The 22,827-nt window shown below is 69.4% G+C and carries 20 protein-coding genes; 10 read left to right on the top strand and 10 right to left on the bottom strand.

The window, feature by feature from the left end; all coding sequences use genetic code 11:
• Positions 1-110: 110 nt before the first annotated feature.
• The 6 genes from ACO2TI_RS12315 to ACO2TI_RS12340 all read right to left on the bottom strand — a co-directional run bounded on the left by ACO2TI_RS12315 (position 111) and on the right by ACO2TI_RS12340 (position 7,433).
• A complete protein-coding gene (locus ACO2TI_RS12315; RefSeq protein WP_423284684.1) occupies positions 111-806 on the bottom strand; it encodes an ABC transporter ATP-binding protein in 696 nt (231 codons plus the stop codon).
• Between the two features lies 1 nt (position 807).
• Positions 808-1,575, bottom strand: a complete 768-nt coding sequence (locus ACO2TI_RS12320; RefSeq protein ID WP_423284685.1) for an ABC transporter ATP-binding protein — start codon at positions 1,573-1,575, stop codon at positions 808-810.
• A complete protein-coding gene (locus ACO2TI_RS12325; protein ID WP_423284687.1) occupies positions 1,572-2,912 on the bottom strand; it encodes a branched-chain amino acid ABC transporter permease in 1,341 nt (446 codons plus the stop codon). Before ACO2TI_RS12325 ends, ACO2TI_RS12320 begins: the two co-directional genes overlap by 4 nt.
• A gap of 3 nt (positions 2,913-2,915) precedes the next feature.
• Positions 2,916-3,938 carry a branched-chain amino acid ABC transporter permease gene (locus ACO2TI_RS12330; protein WP_423284688.1) on the bottom strand — a complete coding sequence of 341 codons (1,023 nt, stop codon included), beginning with the start codon at positions 3,936-3,938 and terminating at the stop codon, positions 2,916-2,918.
• A 101-nt stretch (positions 3,939-4,039) separates the two neighbouring features.
• Positions 4,040-5,290 carry a branched-chain amino acid ABC transporter substrate-binding protein gene (locus tag ACO2TI_RS12335; protein WP_423284689.1) on the bottom strand — a complete coding sequence of 417 codons (1,251 nt, stop codon included), beginning with the start codon at positions 5,288-5,290 and terminating at the stop codon, positions 4,040-4,042.
• A 496-nt stretch (positions 5,291-5,786) separates the two neighbouring features.
• Entirely contained in the window at positions 5,787-7,433 is a 1,647-nt protein-coding gene (locus tag ACO2TI_RS12340; RefSeq protein WP_423284691.1) for a 3-(methylthio)propionyl-CoA ligase, read from the bottom strand.
• 188 nt (positions 7,434-7,621) lie between these two features.
• Here ACO2TI_RS12340 and ACO2TI_RS12345 point away from each other — a divergent pair, with 188 nt between their 5' ends.
• From ACO2TI_RS12345 to ACO2TI_RS12365, 5 genes are all read left to right on the top strand, one after another.
• The gene (locus tag ACO2TI_RS12345) at positions 7,622-9,136 is read left to right on the top strand and encodes a protein adenylyltransferase SelO (protein ID WP_423284694.1); all 1,515 of its coding nucleotides are present in this window, start codon (positions 7,622-7,624) and stop codon (positions 9,134-9,136) included.
• Positions 9,133-9,564, top strand: a complete 432-nt coding sequence (gene msrB / locus ACO2TI_RS12350; protein ID WP_423284696.1) for a peptide-methionine (R)-S-oxide reductase MsrB — start codon at positions 9,133-9,135, stop codon at positions 9,562-9,564. The genes ACO2TI_RS12345 and msrB overlap by 4 nt, the downstream gene beginning before the upstream one ends.
• A gap of 25 nt (positions 9,565-9,589) precedes the next feature.
• A complete protein-coding gene (locus ACO2TI_RS12355; protein WP_423284699.1) occupies positions 9,590-10,246 on the top strand; it encodes a septation protein A in 657 nt (218 codons plus the stop codon).
• Positions 10,243-10,542 (top strand): BolA family protein, encoded by a 300-nt coding sequence (locus ACO2TI_RS12360; protein WP_423284701.1) that lies wholly within the window; start codon positions 10,243-10,245, stop codon positions 10,540-10,542. The genes ACO2TI_RS12355 and ACO2TI_RS12360 overlap by 4 nt, the downstream gene beginning before the upstream one ends.
• Positions 10,543-10,625: 83 nt before the next feature.
• Positions 10,626-11,441, top strand: coding sequence for a peptidylprolyl isomerase (locus ACO2TI_RS12365; RefSeq protein ID WP_423284703.1), 816 nt, complete (start codon positions 10,626-10,628; stop codon positions 11,439-11,441).
• A gap of 43 nt (positions 11,442-11,484) precedes the next feature.
• Here the strand turns inward: ACO2TI_RS12365 and ACO2TI_RS12370 are convergent, their stop codons facing one another.
• Positions 11,485-12,210 (bottom strand): DUF1624 domain-containing protein, encoded by a 726-nt coding sequence (locus tag ACO2TI_RS12370; protein ID WP_423284705.1) that lies wholly within the window; start codon positions 12,208-12,210, stop codon positions 11,485-11,487.
• Complete coding sequence (locus ACO2TI_RS12375) at positions 12,207-13,148, bottom strand: LysR family transcriptional regulator (protein WP_423284709.1); 942 nt, start codon at positions 13,146-13,148, stop codon at positions 12,207-12,209. Before ACO2TI_RS12375 ends, ACO2TI_RS12370 begins: the two co-directional genes overlap by 4 nt.
• A gap of 74 nt (positions 13,149-13,222) precedes the next feature.
• Here ACO2TI_RS12375 and ACO2TI_RS12380 point away from each other — a divergent pair, with 74 nt between their 5' ends.
• On the top strand, positions 13,223-13,660 hold the full coding sequence (locus tag ACO2TI_RS12380) for a DoxX family protein (RefSeq protein WP_423284711.1): 438 nt from the start codon (positions 13,223-13,225) through the stop codon (positions 13,658-13,660).
• A 16-nt stretch (positions 13,661-13,676) separates the two neighbouring features.
• Positions 13,677-14,408: a glutathione S-transferase family protein gene (locus ACO2TI_RS12385; protein ID WP_423284713.1), complete on the top strand. Its 732-nt coding sequence runs from the start codon at positions 13,677-13,679 to the stop codon at positions 14,406-14,408.
• Here the strand turns inward: ACO2TI_RS12385 and ACO2TI_RS12390 are convergent.
• A complete protein-coding gene (locus ACO2TI_RS12390; RefSeq protein WP_423284714.1) occupies positions 14,405-15,238 on the bottom strand; it encodes a metal-dependent hydrolase in 834 nt (277 codons plus the stop codon). The two genes, ACO2TI_RS12385 and ACO2TI_RS12390, sit on opposite strands and share 4 nt — an antisense overlap.
• A gap of 94 nt (positions 15,239-15,332) precedes the next feature.
• Between ACO2TI_RS12390 and ACO2TI_RS12395 the strand changes: the two genes are divergently transcribed.
• From ACO2TI_RS12395 to ACO2TI_RS12405, 3 genes are all read left to right on the top strand, one after another.
• Positions 15,333-15,923 carry an NAD(P)H-dependent oxidoreductase gene (locus ACO2TI_RS12395; RefSeq protein WP_423284716.1) on the top strand — a complete coding sequence of 197 codons (591 nt, stop codon included), beginning with the start codon at positions 15,333-15,335 and terminating at the stop codon, positions 15,921-15,923.
• 115 nt (positions 15,924-16,038) lie between these two features.
• On the top strand, positions 16,039-17,058 hold the full coding sequence (locus ACO2TI_RS12400; protein ID WP_423284717.1) for an LLM class flavin-dependent oxidoreductase: 1,020 nt from the start codon (positions 16,039-16,041) through the stop codon (positions 17,056-17,058).
• A 105-nt stretch (positions 17,059-17,163) separates the two neighbouring features.
• On the top strand, positions 17,164-18,702 hold the full coding sequence (locus ACO2TI_RS12405; RefSeq protein WP_423284719.1) for a methyl-accepting chemotaxis protein: 1,539 nt from the start codon (positions 17,164-17,166) through the stop codon (positions 18,700-18,702).
• A gap of 22 nt (positions 18,703-18,724) precedes the next feature.
• On the opposite strand, the gene purL is transcribed toward ACO2TI_RS12405, so the two are convergent.
• The gene (purL, locus tag ACO2TI_RS12410) at positions 18,725-22,723 is read right to left on the bottom strand and encodes a phosphoribosylformylglycinamidine synthase (protein WP_423284720.1); all 3,999 of its coding nucleotides are present in this window, start codon (positions 22,721-22,723) and stop codon (positions 18,725-18,727) included.
• Between the last annotated feature and the right edge of the window lie 104 nt (positions 22,724-22,827).

The following is a 22,827-nucleotide window of genomic DNA, read 5'->3' on the forward strand; positions in this document are numbered from 1 at the left end:
GGTTCGGGGCGATGGTTCTGGAAACGAACGATCGTTCGATTCTGTGGCGAAAAAAGGCGGCGCGATGTCTCAGTCGTGACAGGCGCCGCGGGTGGCTCGGCGAGGCGTTTTTACACCTCCAGCCACTCCTTGCGAATGTAGGCGTTGCCGCGCAGGTCGTCCGGCGTGCCCTCGAAGACGACGCGGCCATGGCCCATCACGTAGCAGCGCTCGGAGATCGCCAGCGCGATGGTGAGCTTCTGCTCGACCAGCAGGACCGACAGGCCACGCTTCTTGAGCTCCTTGAGGTACTCGGCGACCAGCTCGACGATCTTGGGCGCGAGGCCTTCGGTCGGCTCGTCGATCATGATCAGGTCCGGATCGCCCATCAGCGTGCGGCACAGCGTGAGCATCTGCTGCTCGCCGCCCGAGAGCACGCCAGCCTCGGTGTGCTGGCGCTCCTTGAGACGCGGGAACATCCGATACATGTCGTCGTAACTCCAGCGCGGCTGCTTGTTGCCGCGCTTCTCGCCGAGCAGCAGGTTCTGGTGCACCGTGAGCTTGGGAAAGATGTCTCGGTTCTCAGGCACGTAGCCGATGCCTTCGTGCGCGATCTCGAAGGCCTTCTTGCCCAGCAGTTCGCGATCGTTCCAGCGCACCGAGCCCTGGCCGTCGACCAGGCCCATGATGGCCTTCACCGTCGTCGAGCGGCCCGAGCCGTTGCGGCCCAGCAGGCTCACGATCTCGCCGGGCTTCACGTCCATCGAGACGCCGTGCAGCACGTGGCTCTTGCCGTAGAAGGCGTGGAGGTTGTCGAGTTTCAGCATCTCAATGTGCCTCGGCCAGCACGGAACCCAGGTAGGCCTCCTGCACGCGCGCATTGGCGCGCACGGCCTCGGGCGTATCGAACGCGATCACCTCGCCGTAGACCAGCACCGCGATCTTGTCGGCCAGGCCGAACACGACGCCCATGTCGTGCTCCACGGTGAGCAGCGTCTTGCCCTCGGTGACCTCGCGGATCAGCTGGATGAAGCGCTTGGTCTCGCTCTTGCTCATGCCGGCGGTAGGCTCGTCGAGCAGGATCACCTCGGCGCCGCCGGCGATCGTGATGCCGATCTCCAGCGCGCGCTGCTCCGCGTAGGTGAGGTTCATCGCCAGCGTGTCGCGCTTCTTGTCGAGGCGGATCATCTTCATGACCTCCTCGGCGCGGTCGTTGGCGTCGTCGAGGTCGGCGAGGAACTTCCAGAACGCGTAGCGATAGCCCAGCGACCACAGCACCGCGCAGCGCAGGTTCTCGAACACCGACAGGCGCTGGAACAGGTTGCTGACCTGGAAGCTGCGCGCCAGCCCCTTGCGGTTGATCTTGAACGGCGCCAGCCCGTCGATGCGTTCGCCCTTGAGGCGGATCTCGCCGCTGGTGAGGTCGAAGCGGCCCGACATCAGGTTGAACAGCGTCGATTTGCCGGCGCCGTTGGGGCCGATGATCGCGACGCGCTCGCCGGGGCGCACCGCCATGCTCGCGCCGCGGATGATCTCGGTCTTGCCGAAGCTCTTGCGGACGTCCTTCAGCTCGATGGCGTACTGCTGATCGCTCACAGGGCTTCCCTCCGGCGGATCTCGTGCTCGATCTCTTCCTGGATCAGGCCCCACTCCTTGCCGAACTGGCGGCGCGCGACCTCGAACATCGCGATGCCGGTGAGCATCACGAAAACCGCACCGAACCAGCTGTCGAGTCCGGCCGCGTCGAGCGTCGCGCCCATGAACTGCAGCTTGGTCCCCAAGGCGGTGTTGAGCTGGAGGTGGTAGACCATCTCGATCATCGCGGCCGCGCCCACCAGCGCGACGAGCGCGGTGCCGGCCAGCGCGAGATAGCTGGTCCACAGCTTGCGCAGCTTGCCGAACTTGGCGACGCGCAGGTTCATCATGATCAGGCTGGCCACGCCGCCCGGCGCGTACATCACCATGAACAGGAAGATGAGGCCCAGGTACAGCAGCCACGCCTTGGTGAACTCCGACAGCAGCACCGAGGCCAGCACCATCAGGATCGCGCCGATCACCGGGCCGAAGAAGAAGGTCGCGCCGCCGAGAAAGGTGAACAGCAGGTAGGCGCCCGAGCGCGCCGCGCCCACCACCTCGGCCGTGACGATCTCGAAGTTCAGCGTGTACAGCCCGCCCGCCAGGCCGGCGAAGAAGCCCGAGATGATGAAGGCCAGGTAGCGCACGCGCTGCGTGCTGTAGCCAATGAACTCGACGCGCTCGGGGTTGTCGCGCACCGCATTGAGCATGCGGCCCAGCGGCGTGCGCGTGAACGCGAACATGCCGGCGGTGGCGACGAAGGTGTAGAGCGCGATCAGGTAATAGACCTGGATCTGCGGCCCGAAGCTGATGCCCAGCACCGGCTTGCCGACCACGCGGTTGGCGGCCACGCCGGCCTCGCCGCCGAAGAACTCCGGGATCATCAGCGACATCGCGAACACCAGCTCGGCGATGCCGAGCGTGATCATCGCGAACGGCGTGCCGGCCTTCTTGGTGGTGACGAAGCCCAGCAGCACCGCGAAGAACATGCCGGCCACGGCACCGACCAGCGGGATCAGGCTCACGGGGATCGGCAGCTCTCCGCCGGCGACCTTGTTGAGCGCGTGCACCGCGAGGTAGGAGCCCAGGCCGGTGTAGACCGCGTGGCCGAAGCTCAGCATGCCGCCTTGGCCCAGCAGCATGTTGTAGGACAGGCAGGCGATGATCGCGATGCCCATCTGCGAGAGCATGGTCAGCCCGAGCCCGCTGGAGAACACCTTGGGCGCAACGATCAGCAGCGCGGCGAACGCGCCCCAGATGATCCAGCGCCCGACGTTGTAGGGCTTGAACTCGTAGTAGCCGGTGCGGCCCGGCACGGCTGCCGCAAGCGTGGCGGTGGCGTTCAATTGAGTGTCCATGGCTCAGCCCTCGCGCGTGCCCAGCAGACCCTTGGGTCGGAAGATCAGGATCAGCACGAGGAACAGGTAAGGCAGGATCGGCGCGACCTGCGAGAGCTTCAGGTTGAGCAGCGTGTACCAGGCCGAGCTGCTCGAGACCTGCACGCCCAGCGACGCGAGGCCGCCGGCCAGCGAGTTGTCGAGCGCCGTCGCAAAGGTCTGGATCACGCCGATCAGGATCGACGCGAGGAAGGCGCCCGCCAGCGAGCCCATGCCGCCGACCACCACCACGACGAAGATCACCGAGCCGACCGTGGCCGCCATCTGCGGCTCGGTGACGAAGGTGATGCCGCCGACCACCCCGGCCAGGCCGGCGAGCGCCGAGCCGGCGCCGAACACCAGCATGAACACGCGCGGCACGTTGTGGCCGAGCGACTCGACCATCTCCGGGTGCGTGAGCGCCGCCTGGATCACGAGGCCGATGCGCGTGCGCGTGAGCAGCAGCCACAGCGACACCAGCATCAGCAGCGCGACGAGCATCATGAAGCCGCGCGTGGCCGGGAACGGCGAGCAGATCGTGCCGGCCGCCGCGCACAGCTCGGGCGGCGCCGCGCCCCACACGAGGCGCAGCTTGTCGGCCGCGTCGTGCACCAGCGTGAAGGCCGGACCCTGCAGCGAGGGCGGCGGCGCGAACTCGACCGCGGTGCGTCCCCACACCAGCTGCACCAGCTCGAGGATCACGTAGGAGATGCCGAAGGTCACCAGCAGCTCGGGCACGTGGCCGAACTTGTGCACCTTGCGCAAGCTGGTGCGCTCGAACAGCGCGCCAAGGATGCCGACGACGATCGGCGCGATGAACAGGCCGGGCCAGAAGCCGACGATCTTGGCGATCGTGTAGGCGACATAGGCACCGATCATGTAGAAGCTCGCGTGCGCAAAGTTCAGCACGCCCATCATGCTGAAGATGAGCGTGAGGCCCGAACTCAGCATGAACAGCAACAGCCCGTAGCTCAGGCCGTTGAGCATCGAGATGGTGATGAACTCCATCGTCGCTCGTTTCATTCAAGCCGCCGATGCGGCGCGCAAAACAAAGGGCCCGATGAGGCGTACCCGATCGGGCCCTTGCAGAGACTGCGTGAGCCGCAGGCTTACGGACGCTTCATCTGGCAGCTGGTCGGCGTGCTCGACACGTAGGCCGGGTACTCGACCACCGGGGCCAGCGTCATGCCGGTGTTCTCGGGGCTGTACGGGTACTTGGCGTCGGCCTTCTGCCAGACCGTGATGTACAGCGGCTGCTGCAGCTGGTGGTCGGACTTGCGCATCTCGACCTCGCCGTTCATCTGGCCGTCGAAGCGCAGGCCCTCGAGCGCGGCGGCGACCTTGACCGGGTCGGTCGACTTGGCCTTGGCCATCGCCGAGGACAGCGCCGCGTAGATGCGGATCACCGAGCCGGTGTAGAAGTCGTCGTTGAACTTCTGCTTGAACTCGTTTTGCCACTTGCCCATCTGGCCGGGCAGGTTGTAGTGGTTGTACGAGGCCTGGAAGATCTTGCCGTCGAAGGTCTTGCCCAGCGCGGTGGGCGTGCCGCTGACGCCGGTGTAGTAGGTGAAGAACTTGCCGTTGAAGCCGCCCTCGTTGGCCGCCTTCATCAGGAGCGCGAGGTCGGAGCCCCAGTTGCCGGTGATCACGGTGTCGGCGCCGGCGGCCTTGATCTTCGCGATGTAGGGCGCGAAGTCGCGCACCTGGGCCAGCGGGTGCAGGTCCTCGCCGACGATCTGAACGTCGGGGCGCTTCTTCGCGAGGTTTTCCTTCGCGTAGCGGGCGACCTGCTGGCCATGCGAGTAATTCTGGTTGAGCAGGTAGACCTTCTTGATGTCGGCCTGGTCCTTCATGAAGGTCGTCAGGGCCTCCATCTTCATCGAGGTGTCGGCGTCGAAGCGGAAGTGCCAGTAATTGCACTTGCTGTTCGTGAAGTCGGGATCGACCGCCGAGTGGTTCAGGTAGACGATCTCCTTGCCCGGGTTGCGCTCGTTGTGCTTGGCCACCGCATCGATCAGCGCGCCGGCCACCGAGGAGCCATTGCCCTGGGTGATGTAGCGCACGCCCTGGTCGATCGCAGCCTTGAGCGCGTTGAGGCTCTCGGTGGGGCTGAGCTTGTTGTCGATCGGCACGATCTCGAACTTCACGCCCGCGGGGTTCAGCTTGGGATCGTTGTTGAACTTCTCGGCGAAGAACTGGAAGCTCTTGACCTGGTTCTGGCCGACCGGCGCCATGAGGCCCGACAGCGGATCGATCCACGCGATCTTGACCGTCTCGCCCTTTTGCGCAAAGGCCAATCCGCCAGCCAGCGCCATCGATGCGCCGACCGTCAGCCCGAACATCCGCTTCGTGAATCGCATCGCCGTCTCCTTGTGCCCTCGGGAGCCCCGAGGTCGTTGTGTGTCAAAGCGAGCGCAGGTTAATGCCGCTGCTGCGGTGCGGGATTCAGGGACTTCCCGACAGGTTCTGTCACTCAGAGGACACGGGGGCATCGCGGCTTGGCATTGGCGTTGGTGCGCGCTGTGGACAGGCTGGGCGCGGCGGGCCGTCGCGGGCTTCGCGGAGGCGGTCGACGCCCGTGGCGTCGACTTCCCTGCGGTGCTCGCTTCGGGGGCGCGCCTCATAACTCGCTGCGTTCGCGTTGCTCACTGCGCTCAAACAAATCGGCGAGTCAGACGTCGAAGCGCGCTGCGCGCGCCGCCCCCGAAGCTGCGCTCCTCGGCGCCTCCGAGGCACCCACGCCGTCCCGCCGCGCCCAGCCCGTCCAGGCAAGCGGTGTTTCCCTGCGACGACCCACACCCTTGCAGGTCCGTCCCGGCTCCGTAAAGACGATGACCGGCGGGCTGCCCCGCAGACTCAAGCCGTCGGCAGCTTGTAGTCCCTGAACTGCTCGCGCAGCTTGAGCTTTTGCATCTTGCCGGTCGCCGTGTGCGGGATCTCGGCCACGAAGGCCACGTCGTCCGGGATCTGCCACTTGGCGATGCGGCCCTCGAAGTGCGCCAGCATCTCCTCGCGCGTGAGTTCCGCGCCGGGCTTCTTCACCACCACCAGCAGCGGGCGCTCGTCCCACTTGGGGTGCCGGCAGGCGATGGCGGCCGCCTCGTGCACCGCCGGGTGCGCCATCGCGATGTTCTCGAGGTCGATGGAGCTAATCCACTCGCCGCCGGACTTGATGACGTCCTTGCTGCGGTCGGTGATCTGCATGTAGGCGTCGGCATCGATCGCCGCGACGTCGCCGGTCGGGAACCATTCGCGCCCGTCGATGCTCTGCAACGGCGAACCCTCCTGCTTGAAGTAGCGGCGGATCACCCACGGCCCGCGCACCACCAGGTCGCCCGAGGTCTTGCCGTCCCAGGCCAGCGCCTTGCCGTCGTCGCCGACGATGGCCATGTCGATGCCGTAGACCGCCTTGCCCTGCTTTTCGAGGATGTGCTGGCGCTCCTCGCGCGAGAGCGTGTCGTGCTTGGATTTCAGCCGCGCCAGCGTGCCCAGGGGCGACAGCTCGGTCATGCCCCAGGCATGGATCACCTCGACGCCGAAGTCGTCTTCCAGCGTGCGGATCATCGCCGGCGGGCAGGCCGAGCCGCCGATCACGGTGCGCTTGAAGGTCGAGAACTTCAGGTTGTTCTGCTTCACGTAGGTGAGCAGCCCCAGCCAGACCGTCGGCACGCCGGCGCTGAAGCTCACGCGCTCGTTCTCGAACAGCTCGTAGAGCGACTTGCCGTCGAGATGCGGGCCGGGAAACACGAGCCGGCAGCCAGTCATCGCTGCCGCGTACGGCAGGCCCCAGGCATTGACGTGGAACATCGGCACCACCGGCAGCACCGTGTCGCGCGCGGCCAGCGCCATCGCGTCGGGCAGCGCGGCCGCGAAGGCGTGCAGCACGGTCGAGCGGTGGCTGTAGACCGCGCCCTTGGGGTTGCCGGTCGTGCCCGACGTGTAGCAGATGCTCGAGGCGGTGTTCTCGTCGAACTCGGGCCAGGTGTACTGGCCGTTCTCGGCTTCCACCAGTTCCTCGTAGCACAGCAGGTCGGGAATCGTCGTCTGCGCCGGCATGTGCGCGCGGTCGGTCATCAGCACGAAGTGCCGCACCGTCTTCAAGGCCGGCGCGAGCTTCTCGACCAGCGGCAAGAAGGTGAGGTCGAAGCACAGCACCTTGTCCTCGGCGTCGCCGATGATCCAGGCGATCTGCTCCGGGAACAGGCGCGGGTTGACGGTGTGGCACACCAGCTGGGAACCGGAGCTGCCGTAGTAGATCTCGAGGTGGCGATAGCCGTTCCAGGCCAGCGTGCCGACGCGCTCGCCGGCCGCCAGGCCCAGGCGCGCGAAGGCCTGGGCCAGCTTGCGGGAGCGCAGCTCGGTCTCGGCCCAGGTGGTGCGGTGCAGGTCGCCTTCGACGCGCTTGGAGACGATCTCCGTGTCGCCGTGGTGGCGCGCCGCATGCGTGATCAATGACGAGATCGACAGCGGCATCTGCATCATCTGGCCCATCAACTGCGCCATGCGGTTCTCCTGCTTTCCATGTGACGGCGAATTTGCGCGCTGCATCATAGGGACGCCATCTCGCCGGCGAAACACGCGGTCAACCCTAGCCCGGCCAGTCACTGAGATGACACCGTGCCCCTGCGACCGGATGTCTCGACAGGCCCTACACGGGCAGCGGTTTGCCTTCGAGGCCTAGACTGGCTGCCATGTCCGCCCTCCTCGATGCCGCGCTCGAGGCGCCGGCGCTGCGCTGGCCCAATCGCTTCGCTGCGCTCGGCCCGCGCTACTTCACCGAGCTGCCCGCGCAAGCCCTGCCCTCGCCGCACTGGGTCGCGCGCAACGATGCGCTGGCCGCCTCGCTCGGCTGGCCCGGCGACTGGGCCACGCGGCCCGACTGGCGCGCGCTCGAGGTCTTCAGCGGCGCGGCCACCTGGCCCGGCATGCGCCCGCTCGCCAGCGTCTACAGCGGCCACCAGTTCGGCGTGTGGGCCGGCCAGCTCGGCGACGGCCGCGCGCTGCTGCTCGGCGAGGTCGATTCGCCGATCGGGCCGCAGGAGATCCAGCTCAAGGGCAGCGGCCTCACGCCCTACTCGCGCATGGGCGACGGCCGCGCGGTGCTGCGCTCGTCGATCCGCGAGTTCCTGTGTTCGGAGGCGATGCACCATCTCGGCATCCCGACCACGCGCGCACTGGCCGTGGTCGGCTCGCCGCTGCCGGTGCGGCGCGAGACCATCGAGACCGGCGCGGTGGTCACGCGCGTCGCACCGAGCTTCCTGCGCTTCGGGCACTTCGAGCATTTCACGCACACCGCGCAAGACCTTGACGCACTGCGCGCGCTGGTCGACTTTGCGATCGACCATCACTTCCCGGCCTGCCGGGACGACGCCCAGCCGGTGGCCGCGATGCTGCGCGAGGTGGCGCGCCGCACCGCCGAGCTGATGGCCGACTGGCAGGCCGTGGGCTTTTGCCACGGCGTGATGAACACCGACAACATGAGCCTGCTGGGGCTCACGATCGACTACGGCCCGTTCGGCTTTCTCGACGGTTTCGAGCCGATGCACATCTGCAACCACTCGGACCACCAGGGCCGCTACGCCTACGCGCGCCAGCCCGGCGTCGCGTGGTGGAACCTGCAGGCACTGGCCACCGCGCTTTTGCCGCTGTTCGGCGACGAGCCCGAGGCGGCCTCGGAGCTCGCGCTGGAAGCGATCGAGCCCTATCGCGCAACGCTGCCGGGCGCGCTTGAATCGCGCCTGCGCGCCAAGCTGGGCCTGGCCAGCGCGCAGGACGGCGACCCGGCGCTGGCCGACGACCTGCTGCGCCTGGCCGCCGCCGAGCGCACCGACTACACGATCCTGTGGCGCCGCCTGGGCACGTTCTCCACCGCCCCCGGCGCCGACAACGCCGCGCTGCGCGACCTCTTCATCGACCGCGCCGGCTTCGACGCCTGGGCGCAGCGCTATGCCGCCCGCCTGGCGACCGAATCCAGCATCGACGCCGAGCGCGCGGTGCGCATGAATGCCGTCAATCCGAAGTTCGTGCTGCGCAACCATCTGGCCGAGACGGCGATCCGCGCGGGCGATTCGGGAGACTTCTCTGAAATCGAACGGCTGCTGAAAGTTCTGCAGCGCCCGTTCGACGAACAGGCGTCGGCGCCGCGCGCGTACGCCGACTTCCCGCCCGACTGGGCTCAAAGCATCGAGGTGTCCTGTTCATCATGAGTGCCGCCACCCACGACTCCCCCGACTCCACCCCCCGCAAGGTCGTCAAGTCCGACGCCGAGTGGCGCGAGCAGCTCGACCGCATGCAATACGAGGTCACGCGCCACGCCGCGACCGAACGCGCCTTCACCGGCCAGTACTGGGACCACTGGGAAAACGGCGTCTACAAGTGCGTCGCCTGCGGCGCACCGCTGTTCGAGTCGGACACCAAGTTCGACGCCGGCTGCGGCTGGCCGAGCTACGACAAGCCCGTGCGCGCCGAGATCATCGAGCGCGTGGTCGACCGCAGCCACGGCATGGTGCGCGTCGAGGTGCGCTGCATGGACTGCGGCTCGCATCTCGGCCACGTCTTCCCCGACGGCCCGACCGAAACCGGCGAGCGCTATTGCATCAACTCGGCGGCCCTAAACTTCGAGCCCCGGCCGTGACGCGGCGAAGGCCCTGCCAGCACCGATGAAGCTGTTGTTCGATTTCCTCCCGATCGTCCTGTTCTTCGCCGTCTTCAAGGTGGCGGAGGGCAACCCCGATGCCGCGGCCGCCTTTGCCACCAGCCACTTCGGCAGCATGGTCTCGGGCGGCATCGTCGACGCCAAGATCGCGCCGGTGCTGCTGGCCACGCTGGTGGTGATCGCCGCAACCTTCGCGCAGATCGGCTGGCTGCTCGCGCGCCGCAAGAAGGTCGACACGATGCTGTGGGTCAGCCTGGGCCTGGTTACGGTGCTCGGCGGTGCGACCGTGTGGTTCCAGAACGAGACCTTCATCAAGTGGAAGCCCAGCGTCCTGTACTGGGTCATGGGCCTGGCCTTCTGGGCCAGCCAGGCGCTGTTCAAGAAGAACCTCCTGCAGGTGCTGATGGGCGAGCAACTCAAGCTGCCCGTGCCCGTGTGGCGCACGCTGACGCTGATGTGGATCGGCTTCTTCGCGCTGATGGGCCTGGCCAACCTGTGGGTGGCCTACAGCTTCTCGACCGACGCCTGGGTCAACTTCAAGCTGTTCGGCGGCGTCGGCCTGATGCTGTTGTTCATGCTGGCCCAGGGCGTCTACCTGAGCCGCCACCTGGCACCCGAGGAAGAGGCCGCGACCACGAGCGGCGAGGCGCCGCGGCCGTGAGCGATCCTGTCGTTCCCCTGCACGAGCGCCCGACGCCCGCGGCGATCGAGGCCGCATTGCGCGCCGCGCTGCCGGTGCTCGCGATCGATGTGGTCGACGACAGCGCGTCCCACGCCGGCCATGCCGGCGCACGCGCCGGCGGGCACTACAAGGTGCGCCTGGTCAGTCAGCGCTTCGATGGTTTGGCGCGCATCGCGCGGCATCGCCTTGTGTATGATGCTTTGGCCCCCTGGATGCATCGCGGCATCCACGCACTGGCGCTGCAGACGCTGACCCCGGCCGAAGCCGCCGCCTGAACCGGGCCGGCCACCGGTGCTCGCAGCACCCGGCCAATACCCTCCCCGCGTTGATCTCATCCGACGTTCACCGTCTCCCCCGCATGAAAGCTCGAATCGCTGCCGCTCGGCTGTCGTCGATCGCCCTCGCCGCGGTCCTTCTCGCGCCCGCCATCGCGAGCGCGCAGAACATCACCATCGTCAACGGCAAGCCGGTGCCCAAGGCCCGTGTCGAGACGCTGATGAACCAGATCACCAAGCAAGGCGGCCAGCCCCGCACGCCCGAGCTCGAGCAGCAGGTCAAGGACGAGGTCGTGCTGCGCGAGATCTTCGTGCAGGAGGCCGAGAAGCGCGGCCTGCCGGCGAGCGCCTCGTACCGCGAGCAGATGGAGCTGCTGCGCCAGACGGTGCTGATCCGCGAGCTGTTCGCCGACTACGAGAAGAAGAACCCGGTCACCGACGCCGACATCAAGGCCGAGTACGACAAGTTCAAGGCCCAGGCCGGCGACGCCAAGGAATACCACACCCGCCACATCCTGGTCGAGAAGGAAGAAGACGCCAAGTCGCTGATCACGCAGATCAAGGGCGGCGCGAGCTTCGAGGAACTGGCCAAGAAGAACAGCAAGGACCCGGGCTCGGCGCCCAACGGCGGCGACCTCGACTGGTCGCCGGCCAACGCCTATGTGCCCGAGTTCTCGCAGGCGATGGCCAAGCTGGCCAAGGGCCAGATGACCGATGCGCCGGTCAAGACCTCGTTCGGCTGGCACATCATCAAGGTCGAAGACATCCGCGACGTGCAGCTGCCCACGGTCGAGGAAGTGACGCCGCAGATCAAGCAGCGCCTCACGCAGCAAAAGCTCGCCGCCTTCCGCGACGAGCTCAAGACCAAGGCCAAGACCGACTACAAGTTCGGCAGCTGATCGGCCACGACGACCATCGAAGGGCGCCTGCGGGCGCCCTTCGTCATTTCAGCCACCACATCGCCGCCATGATCAGGCCGATCAGTACCGGCTGGTGCAGCATGTAGAAGCTCAGGCTCCAGCGGCCGAGCAGCGCGAGCGGATGTGCCGCGCGCGGCAGGCCGCCCTGCAGCCACGACGGGCGCTCGCGCAGCAGCCATTGCCCCGCCGCCAGGCCCCACCACATCACGCCCAGCCACGGCAGCAGCGGCACGTAGTCCTCGGTGGCCGGCTTGCGCGTCACGAGGCCGGTCCAGTTCAGCGCGCGGCCGTTGAAGGCCTCGATCTGCACGAGATGCGGCGCCGCGATCGCCAGCAGACCCGCGAGCCACAGCCAGCGTCCCCAGCTGCCGCTCAGCCGCGCGATCACCAGCATCACCGCGATGCCGTGCAGCACGCCGAAGTAGATGAAGGTGCGCGGGAACATCAGCGCCGACCCGGCGCTCACCAGCAGCGCGCACGCGACGATCTGCGCCCAGCGGCGCCAGAAGCGCGGCCAGCGCTGGCCCTGGGCTTGCGCCACCGCCTGCGACAGGCCGGCCGTGAACAGGAACAGGCTCACGATCATCGTGCGCTGCACGGTCCACAACGGGTCGCTGCGAAAGTTCCAGCCGACGAGCTTGAAGTGCGCGAGGTCGAAGCAGAAGTGAAACACCGCCATCCAGACGATGGCGACGCCGCGCAGCGCGTCGAGGCGGTCGTAGCGGGGCCGCGGGTCGAAAGAGGTCATGACAGCTGCAGGCGCTCGCGCAGGAAATCGAAGAAGACCTTCACGCGGCGCAAATGCCGCACGTCGGCGTGGGACAGCATCCACAGGTCGGTGTCGAGCTCGGGCACGCGCCCGCTGAGATTGACGACGCCGGGGCGCCCTTCGAGCAGGAACAGCGGCGCCACGCCGATGCCCAGCCCGCCTTCGATCGCCTGCGCGACCGCCAGGATGCTGTTGCAGCGCACCGTCGGCTGCGCGGCTGGGTGCCGCTCGCGGCGCCATTGGATGGACGGATGGCCGGCCAGCATGTCGTCGGCCTCCGGCGACACCCAGTCCAGCGCTGCCAGTTCGCCGCCACTGGGCGCGCCGGCCAGGTAGCGCTCGCTGGCCCACAGCGCCGAGCGGATCGTGCCCAGGCGCGCGCCGACCAGGTGTTCGGGCGGCTTGCGCGTCGCGCGGATCGCGACATCGGCCTCGCGCCGGCTCAGGCTCGCGAGCTGGTTGGTCGTGACCAGCTCCAGCTCGAGCTGCGGCCAGGCGCGGCGGAACTCGGCCAGCGCCGGCAGCAGCAGCCCTTGCAGGATCGTGTCGGTGGTGGTGACGCGCAGCGTGCCTGTCAGCGCGCGGTCGCCGGTGCGCAGCAGCTCGCGCGCCTGGTCGAGTTCGCCCTCGATGGCCTCGGCGCGGCGTGCCAGCGCCATCGCCAGGTCGTTGGCCGCCATGCCCCGCCGGCCGCGAACGAACAGCGCCAGCCCGAGCTGCTTCTCGAGCCGTCCGATGGCGCGAAACACCGTCGAGCTGTCGACGCCGAGCTGGCGCGCCGCCTCGGCCAGCGTGCCGCCGCGCACCAGCGCGAGCACCAGACCGAGGTCCTGGGGGCTCAGCTCGGGCGCTTTGGTCGCCGCTTTGGGCGCCGCTTTAGGCGCATTCGCTTGCGCCGATGCATACGCAGATTTCACCAGCGCCGATTTAAGTATGGAGCGATGCCGCCCATTATTCGCCGGTACCGATGCAACGTCTACCGGAGGTCCTCATGCATTCACCTTTTGCCACGCGCAGCGATGCCGCGCGACTGCTCTTGCGCGCCAGCCTGGCCGCGATGTGGTTCAGCCACGCCTGGCTCAAGCTCGGCGTCTTCACGATGGCCGGCTTTCGCGGCTTTCTCGAGCAGCAGGGCCTGCCGGCAGCGCTGGCCTGGCCGATCGTGCTGGCCGAGATCGGCGGCGGTCTGCTGATCCTGCTGGGTTGGCACGGCGCGCGCGCCTCGCTGGCGCTGCTGCCGATCCTGGCCGGCGCCCTCGCGATCCACTGGCCCCATGGCTGGGTCTTCACCGCGGCCGGCGGCGGCTGGGAGTACCCGGCCTTCCTGGCCGCGATGTCGATCGCGCACGGCCTGCTGGGCGACGGGCGCTTTGCGCTGTCGACCCCGGCCGCAGCGCATGCGCTCGGGCTCGGCGGCGCGCGCGCCTGAAACGGGAGTGGCCGCCATGACGATCGATCCCGCCACCTTGCCGTTCGCGGTCGAGCCCGGCCGGCCCGTGCTGGTCAGCCACGCGCTGTGCCCTTACGTCCAGCGCGCTGCGATCGCGCTGGCGGAGAAGGACCAGGCATTTCTGCGTGTGGACATCGACCTCGAGCGCAAGCCCGCCTGGTTCGCCGCGGTTTCGCCGCTGGGCAAGACGCCCGTGCTGCTGGTCGCGCACGACGACGCGGTCGTGGCGCTGTTCGAGTCGGCGGTGATCGCCGAGTACCTCGACGAGACCGTCGCGCCGCGCCTGCATCCGCCCGAGGCGCTCGAGCGCGCCCGCCACCGCGCCTGGGTCGAGTTCGCCTCGGCGACGCTCGACCTGATCTGGCGCCTTTACACGGCGCCCGACGAGGCCGCGCTCGCACAGCACACGCAGTCGCTGCAGCAGCGCCTTCGGCAGCTCGACGCGGCCCTGGACCCATGCGGGCCGTGGTTCGGCGGCGAGGCGTTCTCGCTGGTCGATGCGGCGTTCGCGCCGGTGTTCCGCTATCTCGACCTGTTCGAGACCCTGCTGCCGGTCGACTGGCTCGCCCAGGCGCCGCGCGCGGCCGCCTGGCGACGGGCACTGGGGCAGCGCGCCTCGGTGCGCGCCGCCGTGGCGCCCGACTACCCGCAGCGCCTGCGCGCCTACGTCGCGCGGCAGCGTGGGCCGCTCGCCGAGCGTGCCGGTGCGGCGATGGCCGCCAGCTAAGCCTGGGCCCGCTCGCCGACGACCCGATACGCGTCGGCGTGCTCGGCCAGCCAGCGCTCGGCGCGCGAGCTGTCTTGCTGCGACGGATGGAAGTCCGCGCGCCGGTACGCTCGCCACGGCCCGAAGGTGCAGCGCACGACGCCCTCGCGCCCGAACAGGAAGCGCGCGCCGCTGACCCAGCTGCGCCAGCGCCATAGCTCGCCGTCGCGGCGCAGGTTGGAGGCGGTCTGGCGCAGTGCGTCGTAGAGGAAGGTCATCGTCACGACGCGGAACCAGCGGCGCCGCCAGGCCTCGTTGCCGCCCATCGCGCGGTACAGGTCGAAGGCCACGCTGCGGTGCTCGGATTCCTCGGACGCGTGCCACAGCCAGAGCGCGCGCAGCCGTGGCTCGGCGCCGTCGAGCACCTGCGGATGCGCGAGCAGGTGCTCGGCGAGGATGGCGGTGAAGTGTTCGGTCGCGGCCGTGATCGCGACCGCGTGGCGGCGGTCGGTGCCCGCCAGGCGCGGCAATCGCGCGGCGATGCGGCGCTCCCAGCCGTTTCGATAACCCTGCCGTTCGAGATGGCTGTTGAACAGCGCGTGGACGCGCCGGTGCGTCGCCTCCTGGCCGACGAAGCCCTGCACCTGCGGCGAGAAGCGCTCGCGCTCGGCCTCGGGCAGCGCCTCGACGCCGGCGCGCACCGAGTCGATGAAGAACTGCTCGCCGAGCGGAAAGCTCATCGACAGCGCGTCGAAGAAGGCGCTGCGAAACGCGTCGCCGCCGCACCAGTGGCGCGCGAACGGTGCCTCGAGATCGATCAGCAGGCGGCGCACCAGCAGCATGGCGGTCATGGCGGCTTCCCTGTCCTTGCGCTGGCTCAAGCTGGCCGGCGGTGGCGCTGCCGATGATGCGTCATCGCCGCCGACACCACCAGCCGGAGATCCGATGACAGGCCGCCGCATCCTCATCCTTCAGGGACATCCCGACGGCGGGCACCGCCACCTGGGCCACGCACTGGCCGAGGCCTATGCGCAGGGCGCGCGCGAAGCCGGCCATGAGCTGCGCGAGGTCCACGTGGCCGACCTCGACTTCCCGCTGCTGCGCAGCCAGCGCGAATGGCAGCATGGTTCGCTGCCCTCGGGGCTGCACGAGGCGCAACAGGCGATCGGCTGGGCGGAGCACATCGTGCTGTGCTTCCCGCTGTGGCTGGGCGACATGCCGGCGCTGCTGAAGGGCTTTCTCGAACAGGTGGCGCGGCCCGGCTTCGCGGTCCGCTCCGAGGGCGACAACCCGTTCGCGGTCAAGGCGCTGGCCGGGCGCTCAGCGCGCGTCGTCGTCACGATGGGCATGCCGGCGCTGGTGTACCGCCACTGGTTCCGCGCCCACAGCCTGCGATCGCTGGAGCGCAACATCCTCGGCTTCGTCGGCATCGCGCCGATCCGCGAGACGCTGGTGGGCCTGGTCGACCGCATCGACGAAGCCGCCGCGAGCAAATGGTTTGCGCGCATGCACCGGCTCGGCCGCGACGCGCAGTAGCGCCCTAGCGCAAGTCCACGCGCGGCGGCGCGCGACGGCGCGTTGCACGCGCACGAGCCATGGGCTTGGCGCGCACGGGCGGTGGCGCCGCGGGCCGATGCCTACACTGCCGCGCGTGAATCCCGTTGCCCTGTCCGTCCTCGATCTCTCGCCCATCGTCGAAGGCGGCGATGCCGCCCGGGCGCTCGCCCACACGCTCGATCTCGCGCGCCACGCCGAGGCGCTCGGTTTCGGCCGCTACTGGCTGGCCGAGCACCACAACATGGAGGGTGTGGCCAGCTCCGCGACCGCGGTGCTGATCGGCCATGTGGCCGGCGGCACCTCGCGCATGCGCGTCGGCTCGGCCGGCGTGATGCTGCCCAACCACGCGCCGCTGGTGATCGCGGAGCAGTTCGGCACGCTGGCGACGCTGTATCCCGGGCGCATCGACCTCGGGCTCGGCCGCGCGCCCGGTACCGACCCCGTCACGATGCGCGCGCTGCGGCGCACCCTGGTGCAGGACGACGATTCGTTCATTGCCGATGTCCAGGAGCTGCAGTCCTACCTCGGTCCGGCCCGCCCGGGCCAGCCGGTGCGTGCGATCCCCGGCGTCGGCACCGAGGTGCCGGTGTGGATCCTCGGCTCCAGCCTCTACGGCGCCCAGGTCGCGGCCATGCTCGGCCTGCCGTTCGCGTTCGCCTCGCACTTCGCGCCGGCCATGCTGCTGCAGGCGCTCGAGATCTATCGCGAGCGCTTCCGGCCGTCGGCCACGCTGGCCCGGCCGTACGCGGCGGTCGGCGTCAACGTGATCGCCGCCGACAGCGACGACGAAGCGGCGCGGCTGTTCACCTCGCTCCAGCAGCGCTTCCTGGGCATGCAGCGCGGCCAACGCGGGCCCCTGCCGCGTCCGGTGGCCACGATGGACGGACGCTGGAGCGAGCCGGAGCGGCTCGGCGTCGAGCGCGCGCTGGCGGTCTCGGCGGTCGGTTCGCCGGCCACGGTGGTGCGGCGGCTGCGCGAGCTGCTCGCACTGACGCGCGCCGACGAGCTGATCGTCACCTGCGCGGTGCACGACCACGACGCGCGCAAGCGCTCGTATGCGCTGCTGGCCGAGGCGCGGCCGGCCTTGACGGTCGACGAAACGGCCCTGTCCTGAGCGCCGGGCCGCCGACAGTCAAGTCCCGCCACGCGGCGAGGCAAGGCGATCGGCGCGGATCAGCCGACATCAGGGGCATCGCCACTGTCACCGGCAGCATCCGACATGAACCCTTTCAAATCCCTGCGCGGCGCGCTGCTGTCGATCGGCGCCGTCGGCACCTTGGCCACGCTGATCATGCTGGGCCAGGCGATCTCCAGCTTCTCGGCGCTCGACGCCCGTGCACGCGAGGTCATGATCGGCAAGGACGTCGTCGCCGACATCCTGCCGCCGCCGATGTACCTGATCGAGATGCGGCTGCTGCTGTCGCGCGCGGTCGAGCGGACCTTGGCGCTCGACGAAGCGCGCGACGAGTTCGAGCGGCTGGCGCGCGAGTACGACGCGCGTGCGGCCCACTGGCGCGCCAATCCCCCGTTCGGGCTCGAGCGCGCCCTGCTCGGCGCCCAGCACGAGGCGGCACAGGCCTTCATGGCCGAGGCGCGCCGCGGCGTGCTGGAGCCGCTGATGCGCGGCGACGCCGATGCGGCGCGCCGCGGGCTCGACGAGGTCCATGCCCTGTACCTCGCGCACCGGCAAGGCGTCGATGCCACCGTGAGCCAGGCCAACGGCTTCGCCGAATCGTCGGCGCGCGGCTTCGAGCAGGCCCGCTCGCGCGGACTGGCGGCGATGGCCCTCGCCGCCGCGACGATGCTGGTCGCGATGCTCGTCACCTACCTGCTGGCGCGCCGCAGCATCCTGGCGCCGCTGCAGGACTGCGCGGCCCAGGCCGACCGCGTCGCGCAAGGCGACCTGGCGGCGGACCTGGCCACGGACCGGCGCGACGAGATCGGCCGGCTGCAACTGGCCCTGTCGTCGATGACGCAGCAGCTCTCGGCGATGGTGGGCGACGTCCGTCAGGGGGTCGAGGCCATCGCGGCGGCATCGGGCGAGATTGCCCATGGCAACCAGGACCTGAGCGCGCGCACCGAACGCCAGGCCGGCGAACTGCAGCAGACCGCCGCCTCGATGGAAGAGATGGCCGTCAGCCTGCGTGAAGCCTGCGATCACGCATGCCATGCGCGCGAGCTGGCCACGCGCACCTCGCAGATCGCCGGCGACGGCGGCCAGGCCGTGGCGCGCATGGTCGAAACGATGGCGACCATCCGCGAGGCCGGCGGGCGCATCGCCGGCATCACCGGCGTGATCGACGGCATCGCGTTCCAGACCAACATCCTCGCGCTCAACGCGGCGGTGGAGGCGGCGCGTGCGGGCGAGCACGGCCGCGGCTTCGCCGTCGTCGCGGCTGAGGTGCGCACGCTGGCCTCGCGCAGCGCCGAAGCCGCGCGCGAAATCAAGGCCCTGATCGACGCCAGCACCCGCGGCATCGACGCCGGCCACGCGACCGCCGAGAGTGCCGGCGCGGCGATCGGGCGCGCGGTCGACCATGTGCACGAGGTGGCCGAACTGGTGGCGCAGATCGCCGCGGCGAGCGGTGAACAACGCCAGGGCGTCGACCAGGTCGCGCAGGCCGTGCAGCAGCTCGATGCCGCCACCCAGGCCAACGCGGCGCTGGTCGACGAAACCAGCGCTGCAGCGGCCAGCCTGCGTCAGCAGGCCGAGCGCCTGGCGCGCACGGTGGCGGCGTTCAGGCTGCGCACCGCCTGAGCGGCAGCGCGATCAGCCGACATCAGCCGACCCAGACCCGCGCGTTGCGGAACATGCGCATCCAGGGGCTGAGCTCGCTGCGATCGCCCGAGGTCCAGCTCATCAGCACGTTGCGGAACACGCGCTCCGGGTGCGGCATCAGCGCGGTGAAGCGGCCGTCGGCGGTGGTCACCGCGGTCAGGCCCTCGGGGCTGCCGTTCGGGTTGGCCGGGTAGACCTCGGTCGGCTGGCCGTGGCCGTCGACGAAGCGCATCGCGCGCAGCACCTTGCGCGCGTCGCCGCGCTGGGAAAAGTCGGCAAAGCCCTCGCCGTGCGCCACCGCGATCGGCAGGCGGCTGCCGGCCATCCCCTTGAAGAAGATCGACGGGCTGTCGAGCACCTCGACCTGCGACAGGCGCGCCTCGAACTGCTCGCTGCGGTTGCGCGTGAACTTGGGCCAGTCCTGCGCGCCGGGGATGATGGGGCTCAGCGCCGCCAGCATCTGGCAGCCGTTGCACACGCCGAGCGCAAAGGTGTCGGTGCGCGCGAAGAAGGCCGCGAACTGCTCGGCCAGCGCCGGGTTGAACATCACCGAGCGCGCCCAGCCCTCGCCGGCACCGAGCGTGTCGCCGTAGCTGAAGCCGCCGCAGGCGACGAAGCCCTTGAACTGGTCCAGGCGCGCACGACCGGTCTGCAGGTCGGTCATGTGCACGTCGAAGGTGTCGAAGCCGGCCTTCGCCATCGCGTAGCTCATCTCGACGTGCGAGTTCACGCCCTGCTCGCGCAGGACGGCGAACTTGGGTCGCGCGCCGGTGGCGATGAAGGGTGCGGCGATGTCTTCGGCAGGGTCGAAGCTGAGCTGCACGTGCAGGCCGGGGTCGTCCGCGGCACCGGCGGCGGCATGCTCGCTGTCGGCGCAGGCGGGGTTGTCGCGCTGCGCAGCGATGCGCCAGCTGACCTCGTCCCAGGTCTTGTGCAGCTGCTCGAGCGGCGCGCTGAACTGCGCCTTGGCGTCACGCCAGACCTCGACCACGCCGCGCTCGTTGGTCTTTCCGATCACGTGGGTGTGCTTGGACAGGCCGCCCTCGCGCAGCGCTGCGATCACGGCGTCGCGCTCGCTGGTGCGCACCTGGATCACCGCGCCCAGCTCTTCGGCGAACAGCGCCTTGAGCGTGAGCTCGTTGCGGCGCTCGCCGACCTGGCTGGCCCAGTTCTTCGAGTCGCCGTACTCGGCGCGGCTGTCATTGATGCCGTCGCTCTCGGTGACCAGCAGGTCGACGTTGAGGCTCACGCCCAGGTGGCCGGCGAAGGCCATTTCGCAGACCGCCGCCCACAGGCCGCCGTCGGATCGGTCGTGGTAGGCCAGCAGCTTGCCTTCGCCGCGCAGGCGGTTGATGGCGTCGACCAGGGCCTTGAGCTGGGCCGCGTCGTCGAGGTCGGGCACGACATCGCCGAACTGGTTGAGCGTCTGCGCCAGGATCGAGCCGCCCATGCGGTTGCGGCCGTTGCCGAGATCGATCAGCAGCAGCGTCGTGTCGCCCGGCTGCAGTTGCGGCGTCAACGTGCCGCGCACGTCATCGAGCGTCGCGAAGGCCGAGACGATCAGGCTCACCGGCGCGGTGACCTGCTTGATGGCGCCGCCTTGGCCGCCCTCGCTCCAGCGCGTGCGCATCGACAAGGAGTCCTTGCCGACCGGCACGCTGATGCCCAGCGCCGGGCACAGCTCCATGCCGACCGCCTTGACGGTGTCGTAGAGCGCGGCGTCCTCGCCGGGCTCGCCGCAGGCCGCCATCCAGTTGCAGCTGAGCTTGACGCGCTCGAGCCCGATCGGCGCGGCCAGCAGGTTGGTGATGGCCTCGGCCACCGCCATGCGGCCCGAGGCGGGCGCATCAATCGACGCGAGCGGCGTGCGCTCGCCCATGCTCATCGCCTCGCCGCGAAAGCCCGCGTAGTCGGCCAGCGTCACGGCGCAGTCGGCCACCGGCACCTGCCACGGGCCGACCATCTGGTCGCGATGGTTCAGGCCGCCGACGGTGCGGTCGCCGATGGTCACGAGGAAGCGCTTGGACGCCACGGTCGGGTGGCGCAGCACGTCGAACGCGGCCTGCTCGAGCTTGACGCCGGTGAGGTCGAGCGGCTTTTCCTGGCGCTCGATGCGCGTGACGTCGCGCTGCATCTTGGGCGGCTTGCCGAGCAGCACGTCCATCGGCATGTCGATCACGCGCTCGCCGCCGGGACCGTCTTCGAGGATCAGTTCCTGGTCGTCGGTCGCGGTGCCGATCACCGCATAGGGGCAGCGTTCACGGCGGCACATCTCGTCGAATAGCGGCAGCGCCTCGGGCGTCACCGCCAGGACGTAGCGCTCCTGGCTCTCGTTGCACCAGACCTCCTTGGGTGCGAGGCCGCTTTCTTCCAGCGGCACCTTGCGCAGGTCGAAGCGCGCGCCCTTGCCGGCGCCGTCGACCAGCTCCGGGAAAGCGTTGCTGATGCCGCCTGCCCCAACGTCGTGGATCGCGACGATGGGGTTGCTCTCGCCCAGCGCCCAGCAGTGGTTGATGACCTCCTGCGCCCGACGCTGGATCTCCGGGTTGCCGCGCTGCACCGAATCGAAGTCGAGCGCCGCGGTGTTGCTGCCGGCGGCCATCGAGCTGGCCGCGCCGCCGCCCATGCCGATGCGCATGCCGGGGCCGCCGAGCTGGATCAGGAGCGTGCCGGCGCCGAAGGGGAGCTTGTGCGTCTGGCCGGCGCTGATCGTGCCCAGGCCGCCGGCGATCATGATGGGCTTGTGGTAGCCGCGGCGCACGCCGGCGACCGTCTGCTCGAACACGCGGAAATAGCCGCCGAGATTGGGCCGACCGAACTCGTTGTTGAAGGCCGCGCCGCCCAGCGGGCCCTCGGTCATGATGGCCAGCGCGCTGGCGATGTGTTCGGGCTTGCCGTAGGGCTCGCGCTCCCAGGGCTCGTTCGTTCCGGGCAGGTACAGGTTGCTGACCGAGAAGCCCGTCAGGCCCGCCTTGGGCTTGGCGCCGCGGCCGGTCGCGCCCTCGTCGCGGATCTCGCCGCCGGCGCCGGTGGAGGCGCCCGGATGCGGCGAGATCGCCGTCGGATGGTTGTGCGTCTCGACCTTCATCAGCACGTGCGCCGTCTCGTGACGCGCGCCGTACTGCGGTGCGTTGGTGTAGCCCTGCGGCAGCCAGCGCTCGACGGGGCCGCCCTCCATCACCGCCGCGTTGTCGTTGTAGGCGACCACCGTGTGCTGCGGATGCAGCTTCTCGGTGTTGCGGATCATCCCGAACATCGACAGCGGCTGCGCCTGGCCGTCGATCGTGAACTGCGCGTTGAAGATCTTGTGGCGGCAGTGCTCGCTGTTGGCCTGCGCGAACATCATCAGCTCGACGTCGCTCGGGTTGCGGCCCAGCTTGGTGAAGGCGTCGACCAGGTAGTCGATCTCGTCGGCCGACAGCGCCAGGCCGAATTCGGTGTTCGCGGCGTCCAGCGCGGCGCGACCGCGCCCGACCACGTCGACGTGCGCCAGCGGCTCGGCCGGCTGCTCGTCGAACAGGTGGCGCGCCGACTCGCGCTCGAAGGCCACGCTCTCGGTCATGCGGTCGTGCAGCAGCGCCGCACAGGCGGCCAGCTCGTCGGCCGACAAGGGCTTGGCGCCGCCCAGCAGCCCGCTCTTGAGCGCGAGCCGGTACTCGGTGACGCGCTCGACGCGGTGAACCTGCGCGAGGCCGCAGTTGTGGACGATGTCGGTGGCCTTGCTGGCCCAGGGCGACACCGTGCCCAGGCGCGGTGCCACGACCACCAGCGCGCCGTCGCTGCCGCCGTTGTAGGCGTCGCCGTAGGTCAGCAGTGCCTGGAGCTTGTCGAGTTCTCCGCCGCCCAGCGCTGCGTCGCTCCAGACCCAATGCACGAAACGCGCGGTGACGCCGGTCACCTTGGGGCATGCGGCCTGCAACTTCGGCAGCAGGGCCTGCGCACGGAAGGCGGACAAGGCGTTGCCGCCCTCGAAATGGATCAGGTGCTTGGAGGAGGTCATGGAACCCGTCGGGCGGCGGACGAACGAGGTGACTCGAGATGAACCGGAAACGGCTGCGCCCCTCGTGGGGGATGGGCCGTGGAACCCGAGATTCTACGGACCCG

Origin of the sequence: Caldimonas sp. KR1-144 (genome assembly GCF_049446155.1) — a bacterium.
GTDB lineage: Bacteria > Pseudomonadota > Gammaproteobacteria > Burkholderiales > Burkholderiaceae_C > Rivibacter.